A 22,931-nucleotide genomic window follows, 5' to 3' on the forward strand; every position below is an offset into this window, starting at 1 on the left:
AGCGCGTCACCCATATTGAAGGGATTTTTTATGTTTTATCGTGACGAGCGTCTAGCGCTCTTCATCGACGGTTCTAACCTTTACGCTGCCGCGAAAGCGTTGGGTTTCGACATCGATTACAAACTGCTTCGTAGCGAATTCATGCGCCGCGGCAAAATGCTACGGGCGTTTTACTACACCGCTCTGCTGGAAAATGACGAATATTCGCCGATCCGTCCGTTGGTTGATTGGCTGAATTACAACGGTTTCACCATGGTCACCAAACCGGCCAAGGAATACACCGACAGCATGGGTCGCCGTAAGGTTAAGGGCAACATGGACATCGAACTGACCGTCGATGCGATGGAGCTGGCCCCATATATAGATCACGTTGTGCTGTTTTCGGGCGACGGCGATTTCCGCCCGCTGGTCGAAGCGTTGCAGCGCAAAGGCGTGCGCGTGTCGGTCGTATCCACGATCCGCAGCCAGCCGCCGATGATTTCCGACGAACTGCGCCGTCAGGCCGATAACTTTATCGAACTGGACGAATTGCGCGATGTTGTTGGTCGTCCGCCGCGCGAACCGCGCCCCGAGGATCAGCAAACATCTGACGACTGAAAACAGGGCCGGAATTTCCGGCCCTTTTCTTTTGTGCGGCTGGACAGCGTGGCACCTTGCGACTACCTGTTCGGTATGACCAAACCTGCTTTGACATTGTATCTGGCTGCGCCGCGCGGGTTCTGCGCGGGCGTGGATCGTGCGATCAAAATCGTCGAAATGGCGATCGAAAAATGGGGCGCGCCTGTCTATGTGCGCCACGAAATCGTTCACAACAAATTCGTCGTCGACAGCCTGCGCGACAAAGGCGCGGTGTTCGTCGAAGAATTGGACGAATGTCCCGATGACCGCCCCGTGATCTTTTCCGCGCATGGCGTGCCCAAATCGGTCCCTGCCGCCGCTGAAACGCGCGAAATGGTCTATGTTGACGCGACTTGCCCATTGGTAAGTAAGGTTCATATCGAAGCCGCCCGCCATGCGGATGAAGGGTTGCAGATGATCATGATCGGTCACGCGGGCCACCCGGAAACCATCGGCACCATGGGCCAACTGCCCGAAGGCGAGGTTTTGTTGGTCGAAACGGTCGAAGATGTGGCCAATGTTCAGGTGCGCGATCCGAACCGTTTGGCCTTTGTCACGCAGACCACGCTGTCCGTTGATGACACCAAAGATATCATCGAGGCGCTGAACGCTCGGTTCCCTGCCATCGTTGGCCCGCACAAAGAAGACATTTGTTACGCCACCACCAACCGCCAAGAGGCCGTGAAAACCATCGCGCCGAATTGCGATGCCTTGCTGGTTGTCGGTGCGCCGAATTCGTCCAATTCCAAACGTCTGGTCGAAGTTGCCGCAAAGAACGGTTGCAACTATGCGCAATTGGTTCAGCGGGCCGCCGACATTGATTGGCGCGCGCTAGAGGGCATCAAAACCATCGGCATCACCGCAGGTGCATCTGCGCCCGAGGTTCTGATCAACGAAGTCGTCGACGCATTCAGCGATCATTACACCGTGACCGTCGAACAGGTCGTGACCGCCGAAGAAAACGTAGAATTCAAAGTGCCCCGCGTTCTAAGGATGCCAGCATGATGTCGATCCCAGTTGCGCCGCTAGCGTTAGGGCTGGCGGGTCTGATCCCGTTTGTATTTGGTGCGCTGACCACTTTGGGATGGTTGCCGCCTGTTTTGGGCATGGGTGGACCGATTTTCACGCTGTCCTATGGCACCGTTATTTTGTCGTTCATGTCGGGCGTTCTGTGGGGCTTTGCCACGAAAACCGACGGTGCGCGGGCGACGGCAGGATATGTCCTGTCAGTCTTGCCGGCGCTGTGGGCGTTTTTCATGCGCGGCGATGGGATGTCCAGCGCGGTCATCTACCAGATTACGGGGTTCATCGGATTGCTGATCATCGATAGCCGCTTTGCTGCATGGGGTTTAGCGCCCGCATGGTGGATGCGTTTGCGCGTTTTGCTGACGACCATCGTGGTGCTGTCGCTGGGGGCATTGTTGATCTGATGCCTGAATTATTTGCGTACACAGATGGGGCCTGTTCGGGCAACCCTGGCCCTGGTGGTTGGGGCGCGTTGCTGCAGGCGAAAAACGGCGAAGACGTTGTAAAAGAACGCGAACTTTGCGGTGGTGAAGCGGATACAACCAACAATCGGATGGAGCTGTTGGCCGCGATCAACGCGTTAGAGGCGCTGGATCGTCCCAGTACCCTGACCGTGGTCACCGATAGCGCCTACGTCAAAGGCGGCATCACCGAATGGATGTGGGGCTGGAAAAAACGCGGCTGGAAAACATCGACCAAGAAACCCGTCAAAAACGTGGATCTGTGGCAACGTCTGGACGCCGCCGCGCAGCGCCATCAGGTCACGTGGGAATGGGTCAAAGGCCACGCAGGCCACCCCGAAAACGAACGGGCCGATGAATTGGCCCGCCGCGGGATGGCTCCGTTCAAAGGTTAACGGGTCGGAACAGGCGTTTCGCCGCGATAGTCATAGAAACCGCGTTTCGTTTTACGGCCCAGCCAGCCTGCTTCGACGTATTTTGTCAGCAGCGGGCACGGGCGGTATTTGGTGTCCGCCAGACCGTCGTGCAGCACGTTCATAATCGCAAGGCAGGTGTCCAACCCGATAAAGTCCGCCAATTCCAGCGGGCCCATGGGGTGGTTTGCGCCCAGTTTCATCGATGTATCGATCGACGACACGTTTCCGACGCCTTCGTATAGGGCGTATACGGCTTCGTTAATCATCGGCATCAGGATGCGGTTTACGATGAAGGCAGGGAAATCTTCGGATGTAGCGGATGTTTTGCCCAGACGGTCGACGACCTCTTGACAGGCGGTGAAGGTCGCGTCGTCGGTCGCAATGCCGCGGATCAATTCGACCAGCTGCATGATCGGCACAGGGTTCATGAAATGGAACCCGATGAATTTTTCGGGGCGGTCCGTACGGCTGGCCAGACGGGTGATCGAAATCGAAGATGTGTTCGACGCAAGGATCGTGTTTTCGTGAATATGCGGCAGCAGTTCGTCGAAAATCGCCTGTTTCACGGTTTCGCGTTCTGTCGCGGCTTCGATGATCAGGTCACACGGGCCTAGGTCGGTCAGCGTTGTGGTGCAGGAAATACGGGCCAGTGCATCAGTTTTGTCAGCGTCGGAAATGGCGCCTTTGGACACCTGACGGGTCATGTTTTTGTCGATCAGTGCAATCGCAGCATCCAGCGCGTCCTGACTGATGTCGGTCATCATGACGGTATATCCAGCCAAAGCGCTGACATGAGCAATACCATTACCCATTTGGCCTGCGCCGACGACACCGATTTTTTCAATGGTCATGTTTCACTGGTCCTTTGCCTTTGCTGCCACACCATAGGGGTGACTAACCACATCATTCAAGGCGCGTTAATTGTTAAACATTGATTGAAATTCCGAGTTTCAGATTTCAGCAATCATTTAGGCCGAATCCTGCCCGAGGTGAGAAATTTTTGGGTGGGAAACATGAAATTCGAATCTTTGTCTGATTCTGCGATCGATTACACGCCATGTCGCTATGGGTCGTCGCGGTTGTTTTTTCGGGGACCGAAACGGGACCTGACCGAACCATACGCTGCCTTTATGGGCGGAACGGATGTGTATGGCCGTTATATGAAAACGCCCCTTTCGGATTTGGTCGAACGGGCGACTGGAATGACCTGCGTTAATTTTGGCGTGCCGAATGCATCAATTGATGCCTATTTCCGTGATGGGGTGGCCATGGGCCTGGGCCGCCGTGCAGAGGTCACGTTTTTTCATATCACGGGAGCGCATAACCTATCGAACCGGTTCTATCAGGTTCATCCGCGCCGCAATGACCGGTTCTTGCAGGCGTCTAGCGTTCTGCGCGCGCTATATGATGATGTGGATTTCATCGATTTCGCATTCACACGTCATCTGTTGCAGGCGCTATACGAAAACTCGGCTGCCAAGTTTGATATTGTCGTACATGAATTGCAGGCAGCGTGGGTGTCGCGGATGCGGTCGGTTATTGATCAACTGAACACCAAAGTTGTTTTGGTCTGGTGGAGCGAGCGTCCCCTGACGAACGATAGTTGGGACAGCGCCGATGATCCGTTTAAGGGCGATCAGCTGTTCATCACCAAAGAAATGGTTGATCAAGTGTCTCAAAAGGCGATCGAGGTCGTCGAGCTGCGGCCAAGTTTGCGTGCGCGGCAAAATCGGACGTCGGGGATGCAGATCCCGATGATGCAGGTCTCTGCTGCGGACGAACAGCTGTCATTTCTGGCTCACACCGAGGCGGCGCAAGCGTTGGCACCTGTTCTGGGGCGCAACATGAAAAAAGGGCCCGCCTAGGCGGACCCTTTCAAACCTTGGATCGCAGGTGCGATTACAGTTTTTCGGTCAACGCTGGAACAGCTTCGAACAGGTCAGCGACCAGACCAAAGTCCGCCACTTGGAAGATCGGAGCCTCTTCGTCTTTGTTGATTGCGACGATGATTTTCGAATCTTTCATACCTGCAAGGTGCTGAATCGCGCCCGAAATACCTGCAGCGATGTACAGTTCCGGTGCAACAACTTTGCCTGTCTGACCAACCTGCCAGTCGTTCGGAGCAAAGCCCGAATCGACCGCTGCACGGGACGCACCAACAGCAGCGCCCAGTTTGTCAGCCAGTTTTTCGATGATTGCGAAATCTTCTTCGGAACCAACACCGCGGCCGCCCGATACAACGATCTTAGCCGAGGTCAGTTCAGGACGATCGCTTTCGGCGACTTTGTCTTCGACCCATTCGGACAGGCCAGGGTTGTCGCTAGCTGCGATGGTTTCGACAGCAGCCGAACCGCCCATGCCAGCCGCGTCAAAGGTCGAGGTACGGAAGGTAATAACCTTTTTCGCGTCCGACGATTTAACGGTCTGGATTGCGTTGCCCGCGTAGATCGGACGTTCGAATGTGTCAGCGTCCACAACTGCGGTGACGTCCGACAGGACCATTACGTCCAGCAGGGCCGCAACGCGTGGCAGGATGTTTTTCGCGTCAGTGGTCGCAGGTGCAACGATGTGCGAATAATCTGCAGCCAGCGCAGCCATCAAGGTTGCAACTGGTTCAGCCAGACGGTGGCCGTACAGCGCGTCTTCGGCGACCAGAACTTTGGCAACGCCGTCGATTTTTGCAGCTTCTGCAGCGGCGTCAGCAGCGGTGGCACCAACGGCCAGAACAGTTACATCGCCCAGCGAAGCCGATGCGGATACAGCTTTGGCGGTTGCATCAACGGACAGAACACCGTCGTTGATTTCAGCAAGTAGAAGAACAGCCATTAGATTGCTCCTGCTTCTTTAAGTTTCGTCACCAGTTCGTCGACCGATTCAACTTTGATACCAGCCTGACGGACAGCAGGTTCAGCGGTTTTCACGATTTCCAGACGTGGGGACACGTCAACGCCGTAGTCAGCCGGTGTTTTTTCATCCAGCGGCTTTTTCTTGGCTTTCATGATGTTCGGCAGAGTCGCGTAACGTGGTTCGTTCAAACGCAGGTCTGCGGTCACGATGGCAGGCAGGTTGACCTTGATGGTCTGCAGGCCGCCGTCAACTTCGCGGGTTACAACAGCTTTGTCGCCGTCGATGTCCACTTCGGAAGCGAATGTTGCTTGGCTCCAGCCCAGCAGTGCCGACAGCATCTGGCCGGTTGCGTTCATGTCGTTGTCGATGGCTTGTTTGCCCGCAACAACCAGACCTGGCTGTTCTTCTTCGACCACTTTGGCCAGCAGTTTTGCAACTGCCAGTGGTTCGATGTCGGTGTTCACATCGTCAGCGGCTACGATCAGGATTGCGCGGTCAGCGCCCATTGCCAGCGCGGTGCGCAGCGTTTCCTGAGCCTGCTTTACGCCGATCGACACGACGACAACTTCGTCTGCCTTGCCGGCTTCTTTCAGGCGGATGGCCTCTTCGACTGCGATTTCGTCGAATGGGTTCATCGACATTTTTACGTTCGCTAGATCGACGCCCGTACCGTCCGCTTTGACGCGAACCTTTACGTTATAGTCGATCACGCGTTTTACCGGCACGAGTACCTTCATCGGCGTATCTCCCTCAAACTGTGCCACGTGGCACCTATTCCCGCATTTGTTAGCAAGCGCAGCACAGATAAAATAGTGCAAAATCGACGCGGAAAGCGCATAAGACGCCACGTTTTCATGTATTATGTGGCGCAATACGACTAAAGTTTTGCGACTGCTTTGCGAAATTTTGTTGCGAGGCGGATTTTTTCGCTGCGCTGCGACATGATTTTGCGACTGAAAGAATCAGGCGCAAAACCCTTTATCGGTTGGCCCCTGGCACCCACAGGATGTCATCCGCGCCATTGTTGTTGGCAACGCGCGAGGCCACAAAAAACCAGTCCGACAGACGATTTAGGTATTTCACGCCGATGTCGTTGACTGATTCCATGGATGCCAGTTCGACAGACAGGCGTTCAGCGCGGCGGGCAACGGTTCTGCACATGTGTAGATGCGCCGCCAATGCAGACCCACCTGGCAGGATAAAACTGCGCAGCGGTTCAAGGTTGGCGTTCATCGCGTCAATTTCGGATTCCAAACGGTCCACTTGTGATGCAATCATACGTAGAACGGGGTATGGCGCTTCGTCGTCTTTTTCCATGTCGGGGCGGCACAGGTCTGCGCCCAAATCGAACAGATCGTTCTGAATGGCGGCCAGCTGATCGGCCATGTCGCCGGTGGCGTGCAAACGGGCCAATCCGACGGTGGCGTTCAGTTCATCTACGGTGCCATAGGCTGTCACGCGGGCCGAATGTTTTGCAACGCGGCTGCCATTTCCCAATGCGGTTTCACCAGCATCACCCGTGCGGGTGTAGATTTTGTTCAAAACAACCATCAGAGCCTCGGATTATTTTTTAAAGTAGAACAAGACCGCAATCAGCGCGACGGCAAAGCCTTGGGCATAAATGCGATACCGCATGATTTTGTTCGACTGTTTGCCTGTGTCGGTGCCGAACCCAAACGTGCCAAGCCCCCACATCAAAATCACGGCGACCGCTAAAACGGCGACCATGATTGCAATATTCCACGGATCGTTAAACAGCATTGGCGTGTCCTTTGTATCGTTGGCTGCGATCTAACACGATTGGCGTCAAAGGAAAGGTTCAGCCTTTGGAAATGACCCAATCCAGCGCCCGCGTGGGCAGTATACGCCTTAGTAATCCCATCAGATATGTGGGTGTTGTGACATAGTAGCGCGGTTTTGGATTCTTCGCGGTCAGGGCCTTTAGAATTTTGCGCGTGACCTCGGATGGGGGCAGTTCAAATGCGTCTGGGCCGCTGTCCTGATACAGGCGTTTGGTCAGCACGCGGTATTCGTCCGCTCGCGCCGCGTTTTCCCAATCTATCCATTTTTCGAAATGAGGGATCGCGTTTTCGCGGATTTTCGACGTGATTGGGCCAGGTTCGATCAGGATGACCTTGATCGGGGTGTCGCGCATTTCGATACGCAAAACGTCGGTCAGACCTTCCAGTGCGAATTTCGTCGATACATATGCGCCGCGCCATGACAGACCAACCAGCCCCAAAACCGAACTACAGTTGATAATCCGCCCGTGACCTTGGGCGCGCATGATTTTGATGACTTCGCGGGTCAGATCGTGGGTGCCAAACACGTTGGTTTCGAATACCGACCGGAGCGCGTCCGGCGGCAAATCTTCGACGGCGCCGGGGCAGGCAAAGGCGGCGTTGTTGTATAACGCATCCAATGTGCCGTCCGTTTTTGACAAAACGTCAGCCAGGCCCGAACGGATGCTGTCCGCGTCTGCAAGATCAATCAAAGGTGAATCAAAACCTTGGGCAATCAGTCGATCACAATCGGCCTGTTTGCGGCAGCTGGCGAACACGCGCCAGCCTGCTTGTCGTAATCCATGGGCTGCATCATATCCAATGCCAGAAGAGCAACCCGTTATTAAAATGGTTTTTGCTGTCATAGCGCCTTTGTGGCGATGAAAGCGCGGCGGCTCAAGTCCCTGCTTGCGCCACGAAACGCGCCGACATCCAGCCAACTTGGCCGTTTTCCATAACCCGCAAACGTGCCCAGCCGTTCGATGCCATTTCCAGCACCTCAACTTCGGTGCCGCGGCGCAGGGTGCTAACGACGCCATATTGGGTGCTTGGCCCAAGGCGCATGTTCACAGCACTACCCGTGACGGTGGCCAATTCGATTTGTGGCGCAGGTTGCACCTGTGGCTCGGGTGCTTGGTCGATATTTTTGGACGAAATTTGAACGATGACAGCGTCGTTCGCATTCGCAGATCGTTGTGCATCCAACGCAACGGCCGTGACAACAGGTTCTATGACGCGCGAAGCCGGAGCAGATACCGCCTGCAACTGAACACTATTACCTTGATCGGCAAAGCTAACGTCAAAGACCTGTCGTTCGACCGGTTCAAAATCAGAACCGCCGGAAAGTTCATAGAAACCAACACCCAACAACACGAAACTTAGTAATATAAACGTACGCATGAACATTCCCCAAAATATACACACTGGTAACGCTTTGTAGGCAGGCAGAGTTCCGCCTATCAGGGGAAAAAACTGAAAAACATCTCGTTTCTGAGTTTTGTTAACGTTTCTTTGGAATGTGAAATCGGTCTGGAAAGCGCAGAGGCGAGTCGCTACAGATATGAAATGACCGACAGCACAGATGACGCCGCAACCGGCCTTCCAGAATTCAAAGAACCGCTTCGCCGTGCGATTGGCGAACGGTATCTGCAATATGCATTGTCCACGATTATGCACCGTGCGTTGCCGGATGCGCGGGACGGGTTGAAACCTGTTCACCGCCGCATTCTGTTTGCGATGCGCGAACTGAAACTGTCCCCCACGGGTGGTTTCCGTAAATCGGCAAAGATCAGCGGCGACGTGATGGGTAACTATCACCCCCACGGCGATATGGCGATTTATGACGCGATGGCGCGTTTGGCGCAGGATTTCAACGTGCGCTATCCACTGGTGGATGGTCAGGGTAACTTTGGCAACATTGACGGCGATAACCCTGCGGCCAGCCGTTATACCGAAGCCCGTATGACCGCCGCCGCCGAAGCATTGCTGGAGGGGCTGAACGAAAACGCTGTCGATTTCCGCCCGAACTATGACGGCACGCTAGAAGAACCCGTGGTTCTGCCTGCGGCGTTCCCGAACCTGCTGGCGAACGGGTCGTCCGGTATCGCTGTGGGTATGGCGACGAACATTCCGCCTCATAACATCCACGAATTGATCGATGCCTGTTTGCACCTGATCAAATCACCCGATGCCCATGATGAAACGCTGCTGAAATATGTGCCGGGTCCGGATTTCCCGACGGGCGGTGTGATCGTCGAATCGCGTGACAATATCGCGGACGCCTATCGCACGGGTCGCGGGTCCATCCGACTGCGCGCACGCTGGGAGAAAGAGGACCTAGGCCGCGGTCAATGGCAGATCGTTGTCACCGAAATTCCGTATCAGGTTCAGAAATCGAAACTGATCGAAAAACTGGCCGAAGTGATCCAGCTGAAAAAGGTGCCTTTGCTGGCGGACGTGCGTGACGAATCCGCCGATGACGTGCGTATCGTGCTGGAACCGCGCGCCAAAACGGTCGAACCTGACATCCTGATGGGCATGCTGTTCAAAAACACCGACCTAGAGGTGCGGTTCAGCCTGAACATGAACGTGCTGATCGATGGTCTGACGCCCAAAGTCTGTTCGATGAAGGAAGTGCTGCGTGCATTCCTTGATCACCGCCGCGACGTATTGCAGCGCCGCAGCCAGCACCGCATCGACAAGATCGACCACCGTTTAGAGGTGTTGCAGGGTCTGATCATCGCGTTCCTGAATCTGGACCGCGTGATCGACATCATCCGGTATGATGGCGACCCCAAGGCGGCGTTGATGGCCGAAGACTGGTCGCTGAAACGGGCACGCGCCACGGATGAAAGCGATTATGTATCGCCGCTGCCAGCCAAAGGCGCGGGCGAACTGACCGAGGTTCAGGCCGAAGCGATCCTGAACATGCGTCTGCGCAGCTTGCGCCGTCTAGAAGAGATGGAGCTGGTCCGCGAACGTGATGCGCTGATCGCCGAACGCGCGGAATTGGCTGAACTTTTGTCTGATGATGGTTTGCAATGGGCAAAAATCGCCGAACAACTGCGCGAAACCCGTAAACAGTTCGGTCATTCCGCACCGCGCGGCGAGCGCCTGACCACCTTTGCCGAAGCAGGCGAGGTCGAAGACGTCCCGATGGAGGCCATGATCGAACGCGAACCGATCACGGTCATCTGTTCGAAAATGGGCTGGATTCGCGCGATGAAGGGCCATCAGGCGCTGGACGGCGAATTCAAATTCAAAGACGGCGACGAAGGCCGCTTTGCCTTCCATGCGGAAACCACGGATAAATTGATCGTGGTCGGCAATAACGGTCGTTTCTATACGATCCTTGGCGCCAACCTGCCTGGTGGTCGCGGCATGGGCGAACCTGTGCGTCTGATGATCGACCTGCCGAACGAGGCCGAGATCATCGACATTCTGGTTCACCGCGCTGGGCGTAAACTGCTAGTCGCGTCGTCGGCTGGTGATGGTTTCATCGTCCCAGAGGAGGAAGTCATCGCCCAAACCCGCACCGGTAAACAGGTTCTGAACGTCAAAGGCGACGTGGTTGCCCGCGTTATCAAACCTGTAAACGGCGACCACGTGGCTGTTGTGGGCGAAAACCGCAAGGTTTTGGTATTCTCGATCGAAGAACTGCCCGAAATGGGCCGCGGCAAAGGTGTCCGCCTGCAGAAATACAAAGACGGCGGCATGTCCGATGCGACGACCTTTAATATCGCGGATGGCCTGACGTGGCTGGATCCAGCGGGCCGCACCCGCACAGAAAGCGATCTGGCGGAATGGCAGGGCAAACGCGCCGGAACGGGCCGCATGGCCCCACGCGGGTTCCCGCGCGATAACAGGTTCACGTCGTAAAACGATCGGGCGCCTAACGACGGGCGCCCGTTTCCTTTTAGAAAATGGAGCTTTCGATGCGTGCAATATTTGCGATGCTGGCCCTTGCTGTTTTGACCGCGTGTGGTGGTGTGCGGGATGATCTGAATGAACGTCCAGACCAGATCGGTCAATTCCAATTGGCGCATAACATCGTCGTTGCCAACGATCCGCAAAAGGGCCCGTTTTCCCGCGACGTCACGAATGATGAATGGAAAGACGCGATTAAAATAGCCGTTCAGGACCGTTTGGGCCGCTACGAAGGAGGCGCGTGGTATCACACGGCTGTTGTGGTGCAGGCCTATGTTGCCGCGATGCCGGGCGTGCCGCTGGTCTATTCGCCGACCTCGGTACTGATCGTAGACGTGACATTCTTTGAAGACGCAACGCAAACCAAACTGAACGAAGAGCCCATTCGCCTGACGGTGTTCGAACCGTGCTGCACCCCCGTTTTGGGATCTGGCATGTTGCGTACCAAAGAAGAGCAGGTCGAAGGCCTGTCGTTCAACGTCGCCCGCGCGATTGAACGGACCATGCGCGAAAACGCCGAATGGTTCGGCGGCATGCCCGAAACACTGCCCGAGGACCCGACAATCATGACCGGTGATGTCGATAATGACGCAATTGCGGGTTTGGGCGCTAATTCGACCAACTGACGCTTGATTTTTATGCCAATAGCCAATACATCGCCCGCGATGTTGAAACGGGCCGGATATTAAGGCCCCCAAACGACGAGGCGCCAAGAGATGGCTAAGGAAAAGTTTGAACGCTCTAAACCGCACGTCAACATTGGCACAATTGGCCACGTTGACCACGGTAAAACCACGCTGACCGCTGCGATCACCAAATACTTTGGTGACTTCAAAGCCTACGACCAGATCGACGGCGCACCAGAAGAAAAAGCACGCGGCATCACCATCTCGACCGCTCACGTTGAGTACGAGACCGAAAACCGTCACTACGCTCACGTTGACTGCCCAGGTCACGCTGACTACGTGAAAAACATGATCACCGGTGCGGCACAGATGGACGGCGGCATCTTGGTTGTTAACGCAGCTGACGGCCCTATGCCTCAGACTCGTGAACACATCCTGCTGGCACGTCAGGTTGGCGTTCCTGCACTGGTTGTTTTCATGAACAAAGTTGACCAGGTAGACGACGAAGAGCTGCTGGAACTGGTTGAAATGGAAATCCGCGAGCTGCTGTCCGAATACGACTTCCCAGGCGACGATATTCCAATCATCGCAGGTTCGGCACTGGCTGCTATGGAAGGCCGTGACGAAAACATCGGCGAAAACAAGATCAAAGAGCTGATGGAAGCGGTTGACTCGTACATCCCAGAGCCAGAGCGCGCGATCGACCAACCATTCCTGATGCCAATCGAAGACGTGTTCTCGATCTCGGGCCGTGGTACTGTTGTAACCGGTCGTGTTGAGCGCGGCGTGATCAACGTTGGCGACGAAATCGAAATCGTTGGTATTCGCGACACTTCGAAAACCACCTGTACCGGCGTTGAGATGTTCCGCAAACTGCTGGACCGCGGTGAAGCAGGCGACAACATCGGCGCTCTGCTGCGTGGTGTTGACCGTGAAGGCGTTGAGCGTGGCCAGGTTCTGTGTAAGCCAGGTTCGGTTAAGCCACACACCAAATTCGAAGCAGAGGTCTACATCCTGACCAAAGAAGAAGGCGGTCGTCACACCCCATTCTTCGCAAACTACCGTCCACAGTTCTACTTCCGTACAACTGACGTCACCGGTACTTGCATTCTGCCAGAAGGCACCGAAATGGTCATGCCAGGCGACAACCTGAAACTGTCGGCTGAACTGATTGCACCAATCGCAATGGAAGAAGGCCTGCGCTTCGCGATCCGCGAAGGTGGCCGTACCGTTGGTTCGGGCGTTGTGTCCAAAATCATCGAGTAATCTGATCTAACAATCAGACTACTGAAAGGGTCGCCAAAAGGCGGCCCTTTTGCTTTGGATCACGTGGGGATAGGGTGTGAACAACACGACCCCAAGGACCAGCCAGATGCCCCAGTTAGTCAAATTTTCGCGCATTTTGGACAATGGTAAATGGATTGATCCCACGGCCGAGGAAACGATTTCCATGGCGTTACGAGAGGATCGTCTGGCGTGGGCGCATTTGGATGGTAAGCATCCTGATGCGGCAGAGTGGGTTTCGGCCGAACTGGATTATTTGGACCTACAAGCCCGCGAAGCTTTGCTGGATGTGGACACGCGCCCCCGCATCAAGGTCGTAAAAGACGGCGTCATTCTGATTTTGCGCGGTATTAACTATAACGACGGCGAAGACCCCGAGGACATGGTGTCGATCCGGATTTATGTGGACGCACACCGCATCGTCACCGTTGCCCGTAAACGCATCATGGCCATTGAACGGATTGAAGCCGAGATGGACGCAGGACAAGGCCCGTCATCGGCAGGTGATTTTTTGGTCATCCTGATCGAAGATTTGGTCGGTCATATCGCCGAATTTCAGGCGGAATTGGATGCAATCGCCGAAGATCTGGAATTAAAAGTTGTCAGCGAAAAGGGCAGGGAGCTGCGCCATGACGTTGCAGCCTTGCGCCTGCAGGTTATCGCGGCACGGCGCTATGTTGGTCCGCAGCGTGATGCCCTGCGGTCGTTTGCCGATACGTCTGTTTCTTTCATAGATCCAGAAACGCGGCGCGAAATCGACGAAGAAGCGCAGAAAATGACGCGCATCGCCGAAGACATGGACGAGCTGCGCGATCAAGCTGTGGTGTTACGAGAAGAATTGTCAGGGCAGTTAAGCGATCAGGTCAACAAGAACACGTTTGTCCTGTCGGTGTTGTCGGCGATCTTTTTGCCGCTGGGATTTATCACCGGATTGTTTGGGGTGAATGTCGGGGGGATGCCAGGCGTGGACAGCCCGATTGCGTTCTGGCTGCTATCGATTTTATGCGCCGGTTTATTCGCCTTTCCTTTGCTTGGGTTGTGGATTTTCCGACGGATCAACAGAAAAGCACGTTAATGTTGGAAAACCACGCATTTCGCCCCTTGATTCCCCGCAATGCGTAGCTTAATCACCGCCGTCAGTAGGGGTATAGCTCAGTTGGTAGAGCGACGGTCTCCAAAACCGTAGGTCCCGGGTTCGAGCCCTGGTGCCCCTGCCACTCCGGCACGTTGACCGCGAGGATGTACCGATTGCCCAGACCTGTTGAACTGACACTCCACCTTGGTGCGCATAAAACAGCGTCGACGCATTTGCAGCAGTCGATTTTTTCCTACGAACAGCAGATTATCGACGCAGGCGTGCGGCCTTATGGGCCTGACTATTTGCGCAGCCGCGGTCGAAATATCCCCAGTTTGTTCGGGTTAAGCCGTTGGACAAACATCAAACTGTCGCAGCGCACCCCCGCAGAGCAGATTGAGTTTCTGTCAAAAGGCGATCGCCGCATTTTCCTGACCGAGGAAAATTTTCTAGGCGCATTGCACGAAGGCAATGGCAAGCTGGCGCTGCCGGTCTACCGCGAAGCGGCTGAAAGAATCAGTGATTTGGTCGGCGTTCTGGACGGTGTTGATGTGCGTATATTTCTGGCGATCCGTTCGCCCGATACGTTTTTGGAATCGGCCTATAGCCAGACCGTCTATAACGGTCACTTTTTGGATCCTGACGATTACATCGCGGCGCACCCCTTTTCGCAGGTCGAATGGGCGGATGTCGTTGGTCAAATCGCGGACGTGGACGGTGTTCAGTCAGTGCATGTCTGGCGGTACGAAGACTATGCATTGGTTTTTAAGACGTTGATCAGGCGTATGTTGCGCTGGAAATTGGGCGGCGTGGTCGAACCAATTGACCGGGTAATCCACGAAGGCCTAACCGATCGCGCGATGGCCGAAATTATGGCGGACAAAGCTGCGGGTCGCCCAGTGAATTCGGCACAGACGCGTCGTCAATTCCCGATGAAAGATGGCTATCAGAAATATCGGTTATATAACGATGGTGCGCGACAAGACGCGCAGGCGCTGTACGACGCGCAGGTAGAGGCCATTCAGTCGATGGATAAAGTAGAGTTCTACGCAGTCTGACACGCGAAGGGTTGAAAACCGCGCGATATCTGCGTACATCCCGCCCGTTACCGATAAGGAAAAGACGATGGCACGGACGAATCCCGTACAGTTCATTCAGCAAACCCGCGCGGAAATCGCCAAAGTTGTTTGGCCAACCCGCCGCGAAGTCATTTTGACGACCATCATGGTTTTCATCATGACCGTTCTGTTGGCGCTGTTTTTCTCTCTGACCGATTTGGTGATCCGTTTCGGATTGTATGATCTGATCCTGAACCGGTAATTGGCCGTTAGGTAAAAAACCGCCTAGCCCCCTTGTATTAAAGGGTTTTTGGCGGTAATAGCCAACCATTCCGGTATGGCGTGCGGCGAATCGCGTTGCGCGCCGATTTTATTTTTCCGGAGTCTGGTGCCGCAAGGTGCTGTATTAATTGGAATTCTGGTCCTTTGTGGCCAAAACGACAGGGTGTCGAAGACTATGGCGAAACGTTGGTATTCGGTAAGCGTGCTCTCGAACTTCGAGAAAAAGATTGCCGAGCAGATCCGCGCCAAAGCTGAAGAGCTGGGTCTCGAAAACCAAATTGACGAAGTTCTGGTCCCCACCGAAGAGGTGATCGAAGTTCGTCGCGGTAAAAAAGTGACCACTGAACGCCGGTTCATGCCGGGGTACGTTCTGGTCCACATGGAATTGTCGGACGAGGCTTATCACCTTGTTAACTCGATCAACCGGGTCACCGGTTTCCTAGGCCCGCAGGGTCGCCCAATGCCAATGCGTGACGCAGAGGTTCAGGCGATTCTGGGTCGCGTCGAAGAAGGTCAAGAAGCGCCGCGCGTCGAGATCAGCTTTGAAGTGGGCGAGAAGGTCAAGGTTAACGACGGTCCGTTCGAAGGCTTCGACGGTATGGTCGAAGAAGTTGATGACGTGAACCAGCGCCTGAAGGTGACGGTTTCGATCTTTGGCCGGGCTACCCCGGTCGAATTGGAATTTACTCAGGTCACCAAAGGCGCCTGAGTTTATCTGTGGGAGGTTCGGCGGGCGCGCCCGTTTCACCGGACCACACAACATTGTCCTGACGGCACGCGTGCCTGAGGGGTTGGAAAAAGGAGAGGCCAATGGCCAAGAAAGTAATGGGCTCGCTGAAGCTGCAGGTTCCTGCAGGTCAAGCAAACCCTTCGCCGCCCGTAGGTCCTGCGCTGGGTCAGCGCGGCATCAACATCATGGAATTCACCAAAGCGTTCAACGCGAAAACGGCTGATATGGAGCCGGGCGCACCTTGCCCGACCATCATCACCTACTACCAGGACAAGTCGTTCACTTTTGAAGTGAAAACGCCTCCTGCGTCGTACTACCTGAAAAAAGCTGCAAAGCTGAAATCGGGCGCGAACAACCCCGGTAAAGAAACCGTGGGCTCCGTTACCGCTGCTCAGGTTAAAGAAATCGCCGAGGCCAAAATGAAGGACCTCAACGCTAACACGGTAGAAGCCGCTATGCAGATCATTCTGGGTTCGGCACGCTCCATGGGCATCGAGGTGAAGTAAGATGGCTGGTAAGCGTTACACTGCGGCCGCTGAGGCCTTTGCTGGTAAAGAAAACCTGAACGTAGCTGATGCTGTTGCTCTGGTTAAAGGCAATGCAAAAGCGAAATTCGACGAAACCGTTGAAATCGCGATGAACTTGGGTGTCGACCCACGTCACGCTGACCAGATGGTTCGTGGCACTGTTACCCTGCCTAACGGCACAGGTAAAAACGTTCGCGTTGCTGTTTTCGCACGTGGCGACAAAGCAGAAGAAGCGAAAGCTGCTGGTGCTGACATCGTTGGTGCAGAAGACCTGATGGAAACTGTTCAGTCGGGCAAAATCGACTTTGAACGTTGCATCGCAACCCCTGACATGATGCCAATCGTCGGTCGTCTGGGTAAAGTTCTGGGCCCGCGTAACCTGATGCCGAACCCGAAAATCGGCACCGTTACTATGGACGTTGCAGAAGCTGTTAAAGCAGCTAAAGGCGGCCAGGTTCAGTTCAAAGTTGAAAAAGCTGGCGTTATCCACGCAGGTATCGGCAAAGCTTCTTTCGACGCAAAAGCACTGGAAGAAAACCTGCTGGCTTTCGTTGACGCAGTTCAAAAAGCAAAACCAGCTGGTGCTAAAGGCGCCTACATGAAGAAAGTATCGCTGTCCTCGACCATGGGTCCAGGCGTGTCGGTCAATGTAGAGTCCGCTACTGGCAACTAAGAATTTTCGCCGCCTTGCGCGGTGAAATGGCGGGGCCTTTATTGGCCCTGTCCTGTCCGAGACGGAGGGTTGGGGTTTCCCCAATAATTCCTTCCTGAGATGGGAAACGAGAATAGATATCCGTTCCGTTTGGATCGGGCGATCTGGCCTCGGGACCCTGAAAACGGACCCGAACGGCCCCTGACAAACAGGGGTCAAATTGAGCCGGGGGAAACCCCAAACTTGGAGTGAAACTGTGGATAGAGCCCAGAAAGAGAAGCTGGTCGACGAACTCGGCCAAATCTTTGACAGCTCTGGCGTCGTGGTGGTTGCACACTACGAAGGCATGACAGTTGCAGAGATGCAGGACCTGCGCGCGCAAATGCGTGAAGCTGGTGGTTCTGTACGCGTTGCCAAGAACAAGCTCGCCAAGATCGCCCTGCAAGGTAAAGCATGCGAATCCATCGCTGACTACCTGACGGGCATGACTGTGTTGTCCTATTCCGAAGACCCTGTCGCAGCTGCGAAGGTCGTGGATAAGTACGCCAAAGGTAACGAAAAACTCGTTATCTTGGGTGGTGCAATGGGCGACACTGCTCTGGACGTTGCCGGCGTGAAGGCCGTTGCACAGATGCCATCCCGCGAAGAGCTTATCGCTTCGATCGTTGGTTGCATTGGTGCACCTGCTTCGAACATCGCTGGTGCGATTGGCGCGCCTGCTTCGAACATCGCGAGCATTCTTTCGACTATCGAAGAGAACGCTGCTTAAGCAACTTAATTGCCCTCGTAGAGAATACCTCTCTCACGTTGGAATACACATCAAACGAACGGAAAGCATAAAATGGCTGATCTGAAAAAACTGGCAGAAGAGATCGTTGGTCTGACCCTGCTTGAAGCACAAGAACTGAAAACCATCCTGAAAGACGAGTACGGCATCGAGCCTGCTGCAGGTGGCGCAGTAATGATGGCAGGCCCAGCAGGCGACGCTGGTGCAGCTGCAGAAGAAAAGACCGACTTCGACGTCGTTCTGAAAGACGCTGGCGCACAGAAAATCAACGTCATCAAAGAAGTTCGCGGCATCACAGGCCTGGGCCTGAAAGAAGCCAAAGAACTGGTTGAAGCTGGCGGCAAAATCAAAGAAGCAGCTCCTAAAGCAGAAGCTGAAGAAATCAAAGCTAAGCTGGAAGCAGCTGGCGCAACGGTCGAACTGGCCTAATTGGTTTCTGGTCCCGATCGGGGCCACAAAGATATGGGCTGGATCCGCGATTTCGCGGGTCCAGCCGAACCTGTCTTAGCGGGTCGTTTTATAAGACGGCCGTCTTGGGTAGGTTTCAATGGTCGGGCGGCCCCCCTTGGGAAGGGGGTCAAGAATAGACCGGAACTCCCTTCTCAATGGGAAAATGTCGCGGCCCCGGCGACATGGCCCCGCAGAGATTGAAAGGTGACAAAGCACATGGCTCAGACCTTCCTTGGCCAGAAACGCCTGCGTAAATACTACGGTAAAATTGAAGAAGTTCTTCAGATGCCGAACCTTATCGAGGTTCAAAAATCGTCCTATGACCTGTTCCTGCGTTCGGGTGACAGCGAAATGCCATTGGACGGCGAAGGCATCAAAGGCGTTTTCCAGTCGGTATTCCCGATTAAGGATTTTAACGAAACCGCTGTTCTAGAGTTCGTAAAATACGAGCTGGAGAAGCCGAAATTCGACGTTGAAGAATGTATGCAACGCGACCTGACCTACAGCGCTCCGCTGAAGGTTACATTGCGTCTGATCGTATTCGATATCGACGAAGACACCGGCGCTCGCTCGGTTAAAGACATCAAAGAACAAGACGTGTTCATGGGCGACATGCCTTTGATGACGCCAAACGGTACCTTCGTTGTGAACGGCACCGAGCGCGTTATCGTGTCTCAGATGCACCGTTCGCCTGGTGTGTTCTTTGACCACGACAAAGGCAAAACCCATTCGTCGGGTAAACTTCTGTTCGCTTGCCGCATCATTCCCTACCGCGGTTCGTGGCTGGATTTCGAATTCGACGCCAAAGATCTGGTATTCGCACGTATCGACCGCCGTCGTAAGCTGCCTGTGACCACCCTGCTGTATGCACTGGGCATGGATCAGGAAAGCATCATGGATGCTTACTACGACACCGTTGATTATTCGCTGGATAAAAAAGCGCACGGCTGGGTTACCAAATTCTTCCCAGAGCGTGTACGCGGTACCCGTCCTGCATTTGATCTGGTTGACGCTGCAACTGGCGAAGTTATCGCCAAAGCAGGTGACAAAGTTACCCCGCGCGCAGTTAAGAAACTGATCGACGAAGGCGCAGTTAAGAACCTGTTGCTGCCATTCGATCAGCTGGTCGGTCGTTTTGTTGCCAAAGACATCATCAACGAAGAGACAGGGGCGATCTACGTTGAAGCTGGTGACGAACTGACACTAGAGATGGACAAAGACGGCGATATCATCGGCGGCACCATCAAAGAACTGATCGATGAAGGCATCACCGACATCCCAGTTCTGGACATCGACAACGTCAACGTTGGTCCATACATCCGCAACACGCTGGCATCGGACAAAAACATGAACCGCGACACCGCGCTCATGGATATTTACCGTGTGATGCGTCCGGGTGAACCACCGACCGTTGATGCGGCGTCCGCGCTGTTCGACACTCTGTTCTTTGATTCCGAACGTTACGACCTGTCCGCTGTTGGCCGCGTGAAAATGAACATGCGTCTGGCTTTGGACGCAGAGGACACCCAGCGTACCCTGCGCAACGAAGACATCGTTGCTTGTATCAAAGCGCTGGTTGAACTGCGTGACGGCAAAGGCGAAGTCGACGACATCGACCACTTGGGCAACCGTCGTGTGCGTTCCGTTGGCGAACTGATGGAAAACCAGTACCGTGTTGGTCTGCTGCGTATGGAACGCGCAATCAAAGAGCGTATGTCGTCGGTCGAAATCGACACCGTCATGCCTCAGGATCTGATCAACGCGAAACCAGCAGCGGCTGCTGTTCGTGAATTCTTTGGCTCGTCGCAGCTGTCGCAGTTCATGGACCAAACCAACCCGCTGTCCGAAGTGACGCACAAACGTCGTCTATCGGCGCTTGGACCAGGCGGTTTGACCCGCGAACGTGCAGGCTTTGAGGTCCGCGACGTTCACCCAACGCACTACGGTCGTATGTGTCCGATTGAAACGCCGGAAGGTCCGAACATTGGTCTGATCAACTCGCTGGCGACATTCGCACGCGTGAACAAATACGGTTTCATCGAAACGCCATACCGCAAGGTCATCGAGGGCAAGGTCACTGACGAAGTGTCCTATATGTCCGCGACCGAAGAAATGCGCCACACTGTTGCGCAGGCCAACGCGAACTTGGACGATGATGGCGTACTGGTGAACGAATTTGTATCGACCCGTCAGTCGGGCGAATACACTTTGGCACCAAAAGAAAACGTTGACCTGATCGACGTGTCGCCAAAACAGCTGGTATCGGTTGCTGCGGCGCTGATCCCGTTCCTGGAAAACGACGACGCTAACCGCGCTCTGATGGGTTCGAACATGCAACGTCAGGCTGTTCCGCTGCTGCAAGCAACGGCACCGCTGGTTGGTACCGGTATGGAAGGCAAAGTGGCGATCGACTCTGGCGCTGCGATCACTGCTGCACGTGCTGGTATCGTTGACCAAGTTGACGCAACCCGTATCGTTATCCGTGCGACCGAAGATCTGGAAGTTGGCGACCCTGGCGTTGACATCTACCGTCTGCGCAAATTCCAGCGTTCGAACCAGAACACCTGCATCAACCAGCGTCCGCAGGTTAAAGTAGGCTCGATTGTTACCAAAGGCGAAGTTATCGCTGATGGTCCATCGACGGATATGGGCGAACTGGCACTGGGTAAAAACGTGATCGTCGCGTTTATGCCTTGGAACGGTTACAACTACGAAGACTCGATCCTGATTTCTGAACGTATCGTAAAAGACGACGTATTCACTTCGGTTCACATCGAAGAATTCGAAGTCGCGGCACGTGACACGAAACTGGGGCCAGAAGAGATCACTCGCGACATTCCAAACGTCGGTGAAGAAGCGCTGCGCAACCTTGATGAGGCTGGTATCGTTTACATCGGTGCAGAGGTAGGTCCGGCTGACATTCTGGTTGGTAAGATCACACCAAAAGGCGAAAGCCCGATGACGCCAGAAGAAAAGCTTCTGCGCGCTATCTTTGGTGAGAAAGCATCCGACGTACGTGATACATCGCTGCGTCTACCACCAGGTGACTACGGTACTGTCGTAGAGGTTCGCGTCTTTAACCGTCACGGCGTCGAAAAAGACGAACGTGCGTTGCAGATCGAGCGTGAAGAAGTCGAACGTCTGTCGCGTGACCGTGACGACGAATTGGGCATTCTGGACCGCAACATCTATGCGCGTCTAAAAGACCTGATCCTGGGCAAAGAGGCCGTCAAAGGCCCACGTGGTTTTGCAGCGAATTCGGTTATCACCGAAGAAGCACTGGCAGAACTGTCGCGTGGTCAGTGGTGGCAGATCGCTCTGAAGGACGAAGACGATGCGAAAATCGTCGAAGCCCTGAACGAGCAGTACGAAGCCCAAAAGCGTCAGCTGGATGCACGTTTCGAAGACAAGGTCGAAAAAGTTCGCCGCGGCGACGACCTGCCTCCGGGCGTTATGAAGATGGTCAAAGTCTTTATCGCGGTGAAGCGTAAGCTGCAGCCAGGCGATAAAATGGCAGGCCGTCACGGCAACAAAGGTGTTATTTCCCGCGTTGTACCAATCGAAGACATGCCATTCCTTGCGGATGGTACGCCGGTCGATTTCGTACTGAACCCGCTGGGCGTTCCATCGCGTATGAACGTTGGTCAGATTCTGGAAACCCACATGGGTTGGGCATCGCGTGGTCTGGGTATCCAGATCGACGAAGCGATCCAGGAATACCGTCGTTCGGGCGATATGACCCCAGTACGTGACGCGCTGAAAATCACCTATGGTGACGCTGTATACGAAGAAGGCTTTGCTGATCTGGGCGAAGACGATCTGATCGAGCTGGCAGGCAATGCTACCTCGGGTGTTCCGATCGCGACCCCAGTATTCGACGGCGCAAAAGAAGCAGACGTGAACGATGCACTGGCGCGTGCTGGTTTCGACACGTCGGGTCAGTCGGTACTGTTCGACGGCCGTACGGGTGAACAATTCGCGCGTAAGGTTACCGTTGGCGTTAAATACCTGCTGAAACTGCACCACCTGGTGGATGACAAAATCCACGCGCGTTCGACCGGACCATACTCGCTTGTTACTCAGCAGCCGCTGGGTGGTAAGGCGCAGTTCGGTGGCCAGCGCTTTGGTGAGATGGAGGTCTGGGCTCTGGAAGCTTACGGCGCTGCATACACCTTGCAGGAAATGCTGACCGTCAAATCGGACGACGTTGCTGGACGTACCAAAGTCTACGAAAGCATCGTTAAAGGCGAGGACAACTTCGAAGCTGGTGTACCAGAATCGTTCAACGTTCTTGTCAAAGAAGTCCGCGGCCTCGGCCTTAATATGGAACTCCTGGATGCGGAGGACGACGAGTGAGGCGTTCGCGCCTCACCTCTAGTCTCCC

At 54.7% G+C, this 22,931-nt stretch carries 24 protein-coding genes and 1 tRNA gene; 18 read left to right on the plus strand and 7 right to left on the minus strand.

What is annotated here, in order from left to right; translation table 11 throughout:
• Positions 1 to 30: 30 nt before the first annotated feature.
• From ACXAGA_RS06580 to rnhA, 4 genes are all read left to right on the plus strand, one after another.
• Entirely contained in the window at positions 31 to 597 is a 567-nt protein-coding gene (locus ACXAGA_RS06580; RefSeq protein ID WP_475116695.1) for a LabA-like NYN domain-containing protein, read from the plus strand.
• Between the two features lie 75 nt (positions 598 to 672).
• Positions 673 to 1,623, plus strand: a complete 951-nt coding sequence (gene ispH / locus ACXAGA_RS06585; protein ID WP_475116825.1) for a 4-hydroxy-3-methylbut-2-enyl diphosphate reductase — start codon at positions 673 to 675, stop codon at positions 1,621 to 1,623.
• On the plus strand, positions 1,620 to 2,048 hold the full coding sequence (locus tag ACXAGA_RS06590) for a DUF3429 domain-containing protein (protein WP_475116696.1): 429 nt from the start codon (positions 1,620 to 1,622) through the stop codon (positions 2,046 to 2,048). The genes ispH and ACXAGA_RS06590 overlap by 4 nt, the downstream gene beginning before the upstream one ends.
• Positions 2,048 to 2,500: a ribonuclease HI gene (rnhA, locus tag ACXAGA_RS06595; RefSeq protein WP_475116697.1), complete on the plus strand. Its 453-nt coding sequence runs from the start codon at positions 2,048 to 2,050 to the stop codon at positions 2,498 to 2,500. Before ACXAGA_RS06590 ends, rnhA begins: the two co-directional genes overlap by 1 nt.
• Here rnhA and ACXAGA_RS06600 read toward each other — a convergent pair.
• Positions 2,497 to 3,372 carry a 3-hydroxybutyryl-CoA dehydrogenase gene (locus tag ACXAGA_RS06600; protein WP_475116698.1) on the minus strand — a complete coding sequence of 292 codons (876 nt, stop codon included), beginning with the start codon at positions 3,370 to 3,372 and terminating at the stop codon, positions 2,497 to 2,499. The two genes, rnhA and ACXAGA_RS06600, sit on opposite strands and share 4 nt — an antisense overlap.
• 162 nt (positions 3,373 to 3,534) lie before the next feature.
• On the opposite strand from ACXAGA_RS06600, the gene ACXAGA_RS06605 reads away from it, so the two are divergent.
• Positions 3,535 to 4,386 (plus strand): DUF6473 family protein, encoded by an 852-nt coding sequence (locus ACXAGA_RS06605; RefSeq protein ID WP_475116699.1) that lies wholly within the window; start codon positions 3,535 to 3,537, stop codon positions 4,384 to 4,386.
• A 34-nt stretch (positions 4,387 to 4,420) separates the two neighbouring features.
• Here the strand turns inward: ACXAGA_RS06605 and ACXAGA_RS06610 are convergent, their stop codons facing one another.
• The 6 genes from ACXAGA_RS06610 to ACXAGA_RS06635 all read right to left on the minus strand — a co-directional run bounded on the left by ACXAGA_RS06610 (position 4,421) and on the right by ACXAGA_RS06635 (position 8,550).
• On the minus strand, positions 4,421 to 5,347 hold the full coding sequence (locus ACXAGA_RS06610; protein WP_475116700.1) for an electron transfer flavoprotein subunit alpha/FixB family protein: 927 nt from the start codon (positions 5,345 to 5,347) through the stop codon (positions 4,421 to 4,423).
• Positions 5,347 to 6,105, minus strand: coding sequence for an electron transfer flavoprotein subunit beta/FixA family protein (locus tag ACXAGA_RS06615; protein WP_475116701.1), 759 nt, complete (start codon positions 6,103 to 6,105; stop codon positions 5,347 to 5,349). The genes ACXAGA_RS06610 and ACXAGA_RS06615 overlap by 1 nt, the downstream gene beginning before the upstream one ends.
• 241 nt (positions 6,106 to 6,346) lie before the next feature.
• Complete coding sequence (locus ACXAGA_RS06620) at positions 6,347 to 6,919, minus strand: cob(I)yrinic acid a,c-diamide adenosyltransferase (protein ID WP_475116702.1); 573 nt, start codon at positions 6,917 to 6,919, stop codon at positions 6,347 to 6,349.
• Between the two features lie 12 nt (positions 6,920 to 6,931).
• The gene (locus tag ACXAGA_RS06625) at positions 6,932 to 7,129 is read right to left on the minus strand and encodes a twin transmembrane helix small protein (protein WP_475116703.1); all 198 of its coding nucleotides are present in this window, start codon (positions 7,127 to 7,129) and stop codon (positions 6,932 to 6,934) included.
• Between the two features lie 58 nt (positions 7,130 to 7,187).
• On the minus strand, positions 7,188 to 8,015 hold the full coding sequence (locus tag ACXAGA_RS06630; protein WP_475116704.1) for an SDR family NAD(P)-dependent oxidoreductase: 828 nt from the start codon (positions 8,013 to 8,015) through the stop codon (positions 7,188 to 7,190).
• Between the two features lie 31 nt (positions 8,016 to 8,046).
• Positions 8,047 to 8,550, minus strand: coding sequence for an SH3 domain-containing protein (locus ACXAGA_RS06635; RefSeq protein ID WP_475116705.1), 504 nt, complete (start codon positions 8,548 to 8,550; stop codon positions 8,047 to 8,049).
• 165 nt (positions 8,551 to 8,715) lie between these two features.
• Here ACXAGA_RS06635 and ACXAGA_RS06640 point away from each other — a divergent pair, with 165 nt between their 5' ends.
• The 13 genes from ACXAGA_RS06640 to rpoB all read left to right on the plus strand — a co-directional run bounded on the left by ACXAGA_RS06640 (position 8,716) and on the right by rpoB (position 22,903).
• Positions 8,716 to 11,028, plus strand: a complete 2,313-nt coding sequence (locus tag ACXAGA_RS06640) for a DNA topoisomerase IV subunit A (RefSeq protein WP_475116706.1) — start codon at positions 8,716 to 8,718, stop codon at positions 11,026 to 11,028.
• A gap of 56 nt (positions 11,029 to 11,084) precedes the next feature.
• Positions 11,085 to 11,702: a hypothetical protein gene (locus ACXAGA_RS06645; protein ID WP_475116707.1), complete on the plus strand. Its 618-nt coding sequence runs from the start codon at positions 11,085 to 11,087 to the stop codon at positions 11,700 to 11,702.
• Between the two features lie 90 nt (positions 11,703 to 11,792).
• Positions 11,793 to 12,968 carry an elongation factor Tu gene (gene tuf / locus ACXAGA_RS06650; protein ID WP_086450775.1) on the plus strand — a complete coding sequence of 392 codons (1,176 nt, stop codon included), beginning with the start codon at positions 11,793 to 11,795 and terminating at the stop codon, positions 12,966 to 12,968.
• 106 nt (positions 12,969 to 13,074) lie between these two features.
• Positions 13,075 to 14,061 carry a zinc transporter ZntB gene (locus ACXAGA_RS06655; RefSeq protein ID WP_475116708.1) on the plus strand — a complete coding sequence of 329 codons (987 nt, stop codon included), beginning with the start codon at positions 13,075 to 13,077 and terminating at the stop codon, positions 14,059 to 14,061.
• Between the two features lie 66 nt (positions 14,062 to 14,127).
• Positions 14,128 to 14,203, plus strand: a tRNA-Trp gene (locus ACXAGA_RS06660).
• A gap of 31 nt (positions 14,204 to 14,234) precedes the next feature.
• The gene (locus ACXAGA_RS06665) at positions 14,235 to 15,119 is read left to right on the plus strand and encodes a hypothetical protein (protein WP_475116709.1); all 885 of its coding nucleotides are present in this window, start codon (positions 14,235 to 14,237) and stop codon (positions 15,117 to 15,119) included.
• Positions 15,120 to 15,186: 67 nt separating this feature from the next.
• Entirely contained in the window at positions 15,187 to 15,381 is a 195-nt protein-coding gene (secE, locus tag ACXAGA_RS06670) for a preprotein translocase subunit SecE (protein WP_086450787.1), read from the plus strand.
• Between the two features lie 195 nt (positions 15,382 to 15,576).
• Complete coding sequence (gene nusG / locus ACXAGA_RS06675) at positions 15,577 to 16,110, plus strand: transcription termination/antitermination protein NusG (protein WP_475116710.1); 534 nt, start codon at positions 15,577 to 15,579, stop codon at positions 16,108 to 16,110.
• A 101-nt stretch (positions 16,111 to 16,211) separates the two neighbouring features.
• Positions 16,212 to 16,637, plus strand: a complete 426-nt coding sequence (gene rplK / locus ACXAGA_RS06680; RefSeq protein ID WP_475116711.1) for a 50S ribosomal protein L11 — start codon at positions 16,212 to 16,214, stop codon at positions 16,635 to 16,637.
• A 1-nt stretch (position 16,638) separates the two neighbouring features.
• Positions 16,639 to 17,331, plus strand: a complete 693-nt coding sequence (rplA, locus tag ACXAGA_RS06685) for a 50S ribosomal protein L1 (protein WP_475116712.1) — start codon at positions 16,639 to 16,641, stop codon at positions 17,329 to 17,331.
• A gap of 235 nt (positions 17,332 to 17,566) precedes the next feature.
• Positions 17,567 to 18,079, plus strand: coding sequence for a 50S ribosomal protein L10 (gene rplJ / locus ACXAGA_RS06690; RefSeq protein WP_475116713.1), 513 nt, complete (start codon positions 17,567 to 17,569; stop codon positions 18,077 to 18,079).
• A gap of 72 nt (positions 18,080 to 18,151) precedes the next feature.
• Positions 18,152 to 18,526 (plus strand): 50S ribosomal protein L7/L12, encoded by a 375-nt coding sequence (gene rplL, locus ACXAGA_RS06695; RefSeq protein ID WP_475116714.1) that lies wholly within the window; start codon positions 18,152 to 18,154, stop codon positions 18,524 to 18,526.
• A gap of 237 nt (positions 18,527 to 18,763) precedes the next feature.
• Complete coding sequence (gene rpoB, locus ACXAGA_RS06700; protein WP_475116715.1) at positions 18,764 to 22,903, plus strand: DNA-directed RNA polymerase subunit beta; 4,140 nt, start codon at positions 18,764 to 18,766, stop codon at positions 22,901 to 22,903.
• Positions 22,904 to 22,931 lie beyond the last annotated feature (28 nt).

The sequence above is a fragment of the Marivivens sp. ABH4_498 genome, assembly GCF_056160585.1.

What these genes read in the sequence shown, in the direction of transcription:
- ACXAGA_RS06580 (WP_475116695.1), top strand. Translation starts at nt 31, where the DNA reads ATGTTTTATCGTGACGAGCGTCTAGCGCTCTTCATCGACGGTTCTAAC.
- ispH (WP_475116825.1), top strand. Translation starts at nt 673, where the DNA reads ATGACCAAACCTGCTTTGACATTGTATCTGGCTGCGCCGCGCGGGTTC.
- ACXAGA_RS06590 (WP_475116696.1), top strand. Translation starts at nt 1,620, where the DNA reads ATGATGTCGATCCCAGTTGCGCCGCTAGCGTTAGGGCTGGCGGGTCTG.
- rnhA (WP_475116697.1), top strand. Translation starts at nt 2,048, where the DNA reads ATGCCTGAATTATTTGCGTACACAGATGGGGCCTGTTCGGGCAACCCT.
- ACXAGA_RS06600 (WP_475116698.1), bottom strand. Translation starts at nt 3,372, where the DNA reads ATGACCATTGAAAAAATCGGTGTCGTCGGCGCAGGCCAAATGGGTAAT.
- ACXAGA_RS06605 (WP_475116699.1), top strand. Translation starts at nt 3,535, where the DNA reads ATGAAATTCGAATCTTTGTCTGATTCTGCGATCGATTACACGCCATGT.
- ACXAGA_RS06610 (WP_475116700.1), bottom strand. Translation starts at nt 5,347, where the DNA reads ATGGCTGTTCTTCTACTTGCTGAAATCAACGACGGTGTTCTGTCCGTT.
- ACXAGA_RS06615 (WP_475116701.1), bottom strand. Translation starts at nt 6,105, where the DNA reads ATGAAGGTACTCGTGCCGGTAAAACGCGTGATCGACTATAACGTAAAG.
- ACXAGA_RS06620 (WP_475116702.1), bottom strand. Translation starts at nt 6,919, where the DNA reads ATGGTTGTTTTGAACAAAATCTACACCCGCACGGGTGATGCTGGTGAA.
- ACXAGA_RS06625 (WP_475116703.1), bottom strand. Translation starts at nt 7,129, where the DNA reads ATGCTGTTTAACGATCCGTGGAATATTGCAATCATGGTCGCCGTTTTA.
- ACXAGA_RS06630 (WP_475116704.1), bottom strand. Translation starts at nt 8,015, where the DNA reads ATGACAGCAAAAACCATTTTAATAACGGGTTGCTCTTCTGGCATTGGA.
- ACXAGA_RS06635 (WP_475116705.1), bottom strand. Translation starts at nt 8,550, where the DNA reads ATGCGTACGTTTATATTACTAAGTTTCGTGTTGTTGGGTGTTGGTTTC.
- ACXAGA_RS06640 (WP_475116706.1), top strand. Translation starts at nt 8,716, where the DNA reads ATGACCGACAGCACAGATGACGCCGCAACCGGCCTTCCAGAATTCAAA.
- ACXAGA_RS06645 (WP_475116707.1), top strand. Translation starts at nt 11,085, where the DNA reads ATGCGTGCAATATTTGCGATGCTGGCCCTTGCTGTTTTGACCGCGTGT.
- tuf (WP_086450775.1), top strand. Translation starts at nt 11,793, where the DNA reads ATGGCTAAGGAAAAGTTTGAACGCTCTAAACCGCACGTCAACATTGGC.
- ACXAGA_RS06655 (WP_475116708.1), top strand. Translation starts at nt 13,075, where the DNA reads ATGCCCCAGTTAGTCAAATTTTCGCGCATTTTGGACAATGGTAAATGG.
- secE (WP_086450787.1), top strand. Translation starts at nt 15,187, where the DNA reads ATGGCACGGACGAATCCCGTACAGTTCATTCAGCAAACCCGCGCGGAA.
- nusG (WP_475116710.1), top strand. Translation starts at nt 15,577, where the DNA reads ATGGCGAAACGTTGGTATTCGGTAAGCGTGCTCTCGAACTTCGAGAAA.
- rplK (WP_475116711.1), top strand. Translation starts at nt 16,212, where the DNA reads ATGGCCAAGAAAGTAATGGGCTCGCTGAAGCTGCAGGTTCCTGCAGGT.
- rplA (WP_475116712.1), top strand. Translation starts at nt 16,639, where the DNA reads ATGGCTGGTAAGCGTTACACTGCGGCCGCTGAGGCCTTTGCTGGTAAA.
- rplL (WP_475116714.1), top strand. Translation starts at nt 18,152, where the DNA reads ATGGCTGATCTGAAAAAACTGGCAGAAGAGATCGTTGGTCTGACCCTG.
- rpoB (WP_475116715.1), top strand. Translation starts at nt 18,764, where the DNA reads ATGGCTCAGACCTTCCTTGGCCAGAAACGCCTGCGTAAATACTACGGT.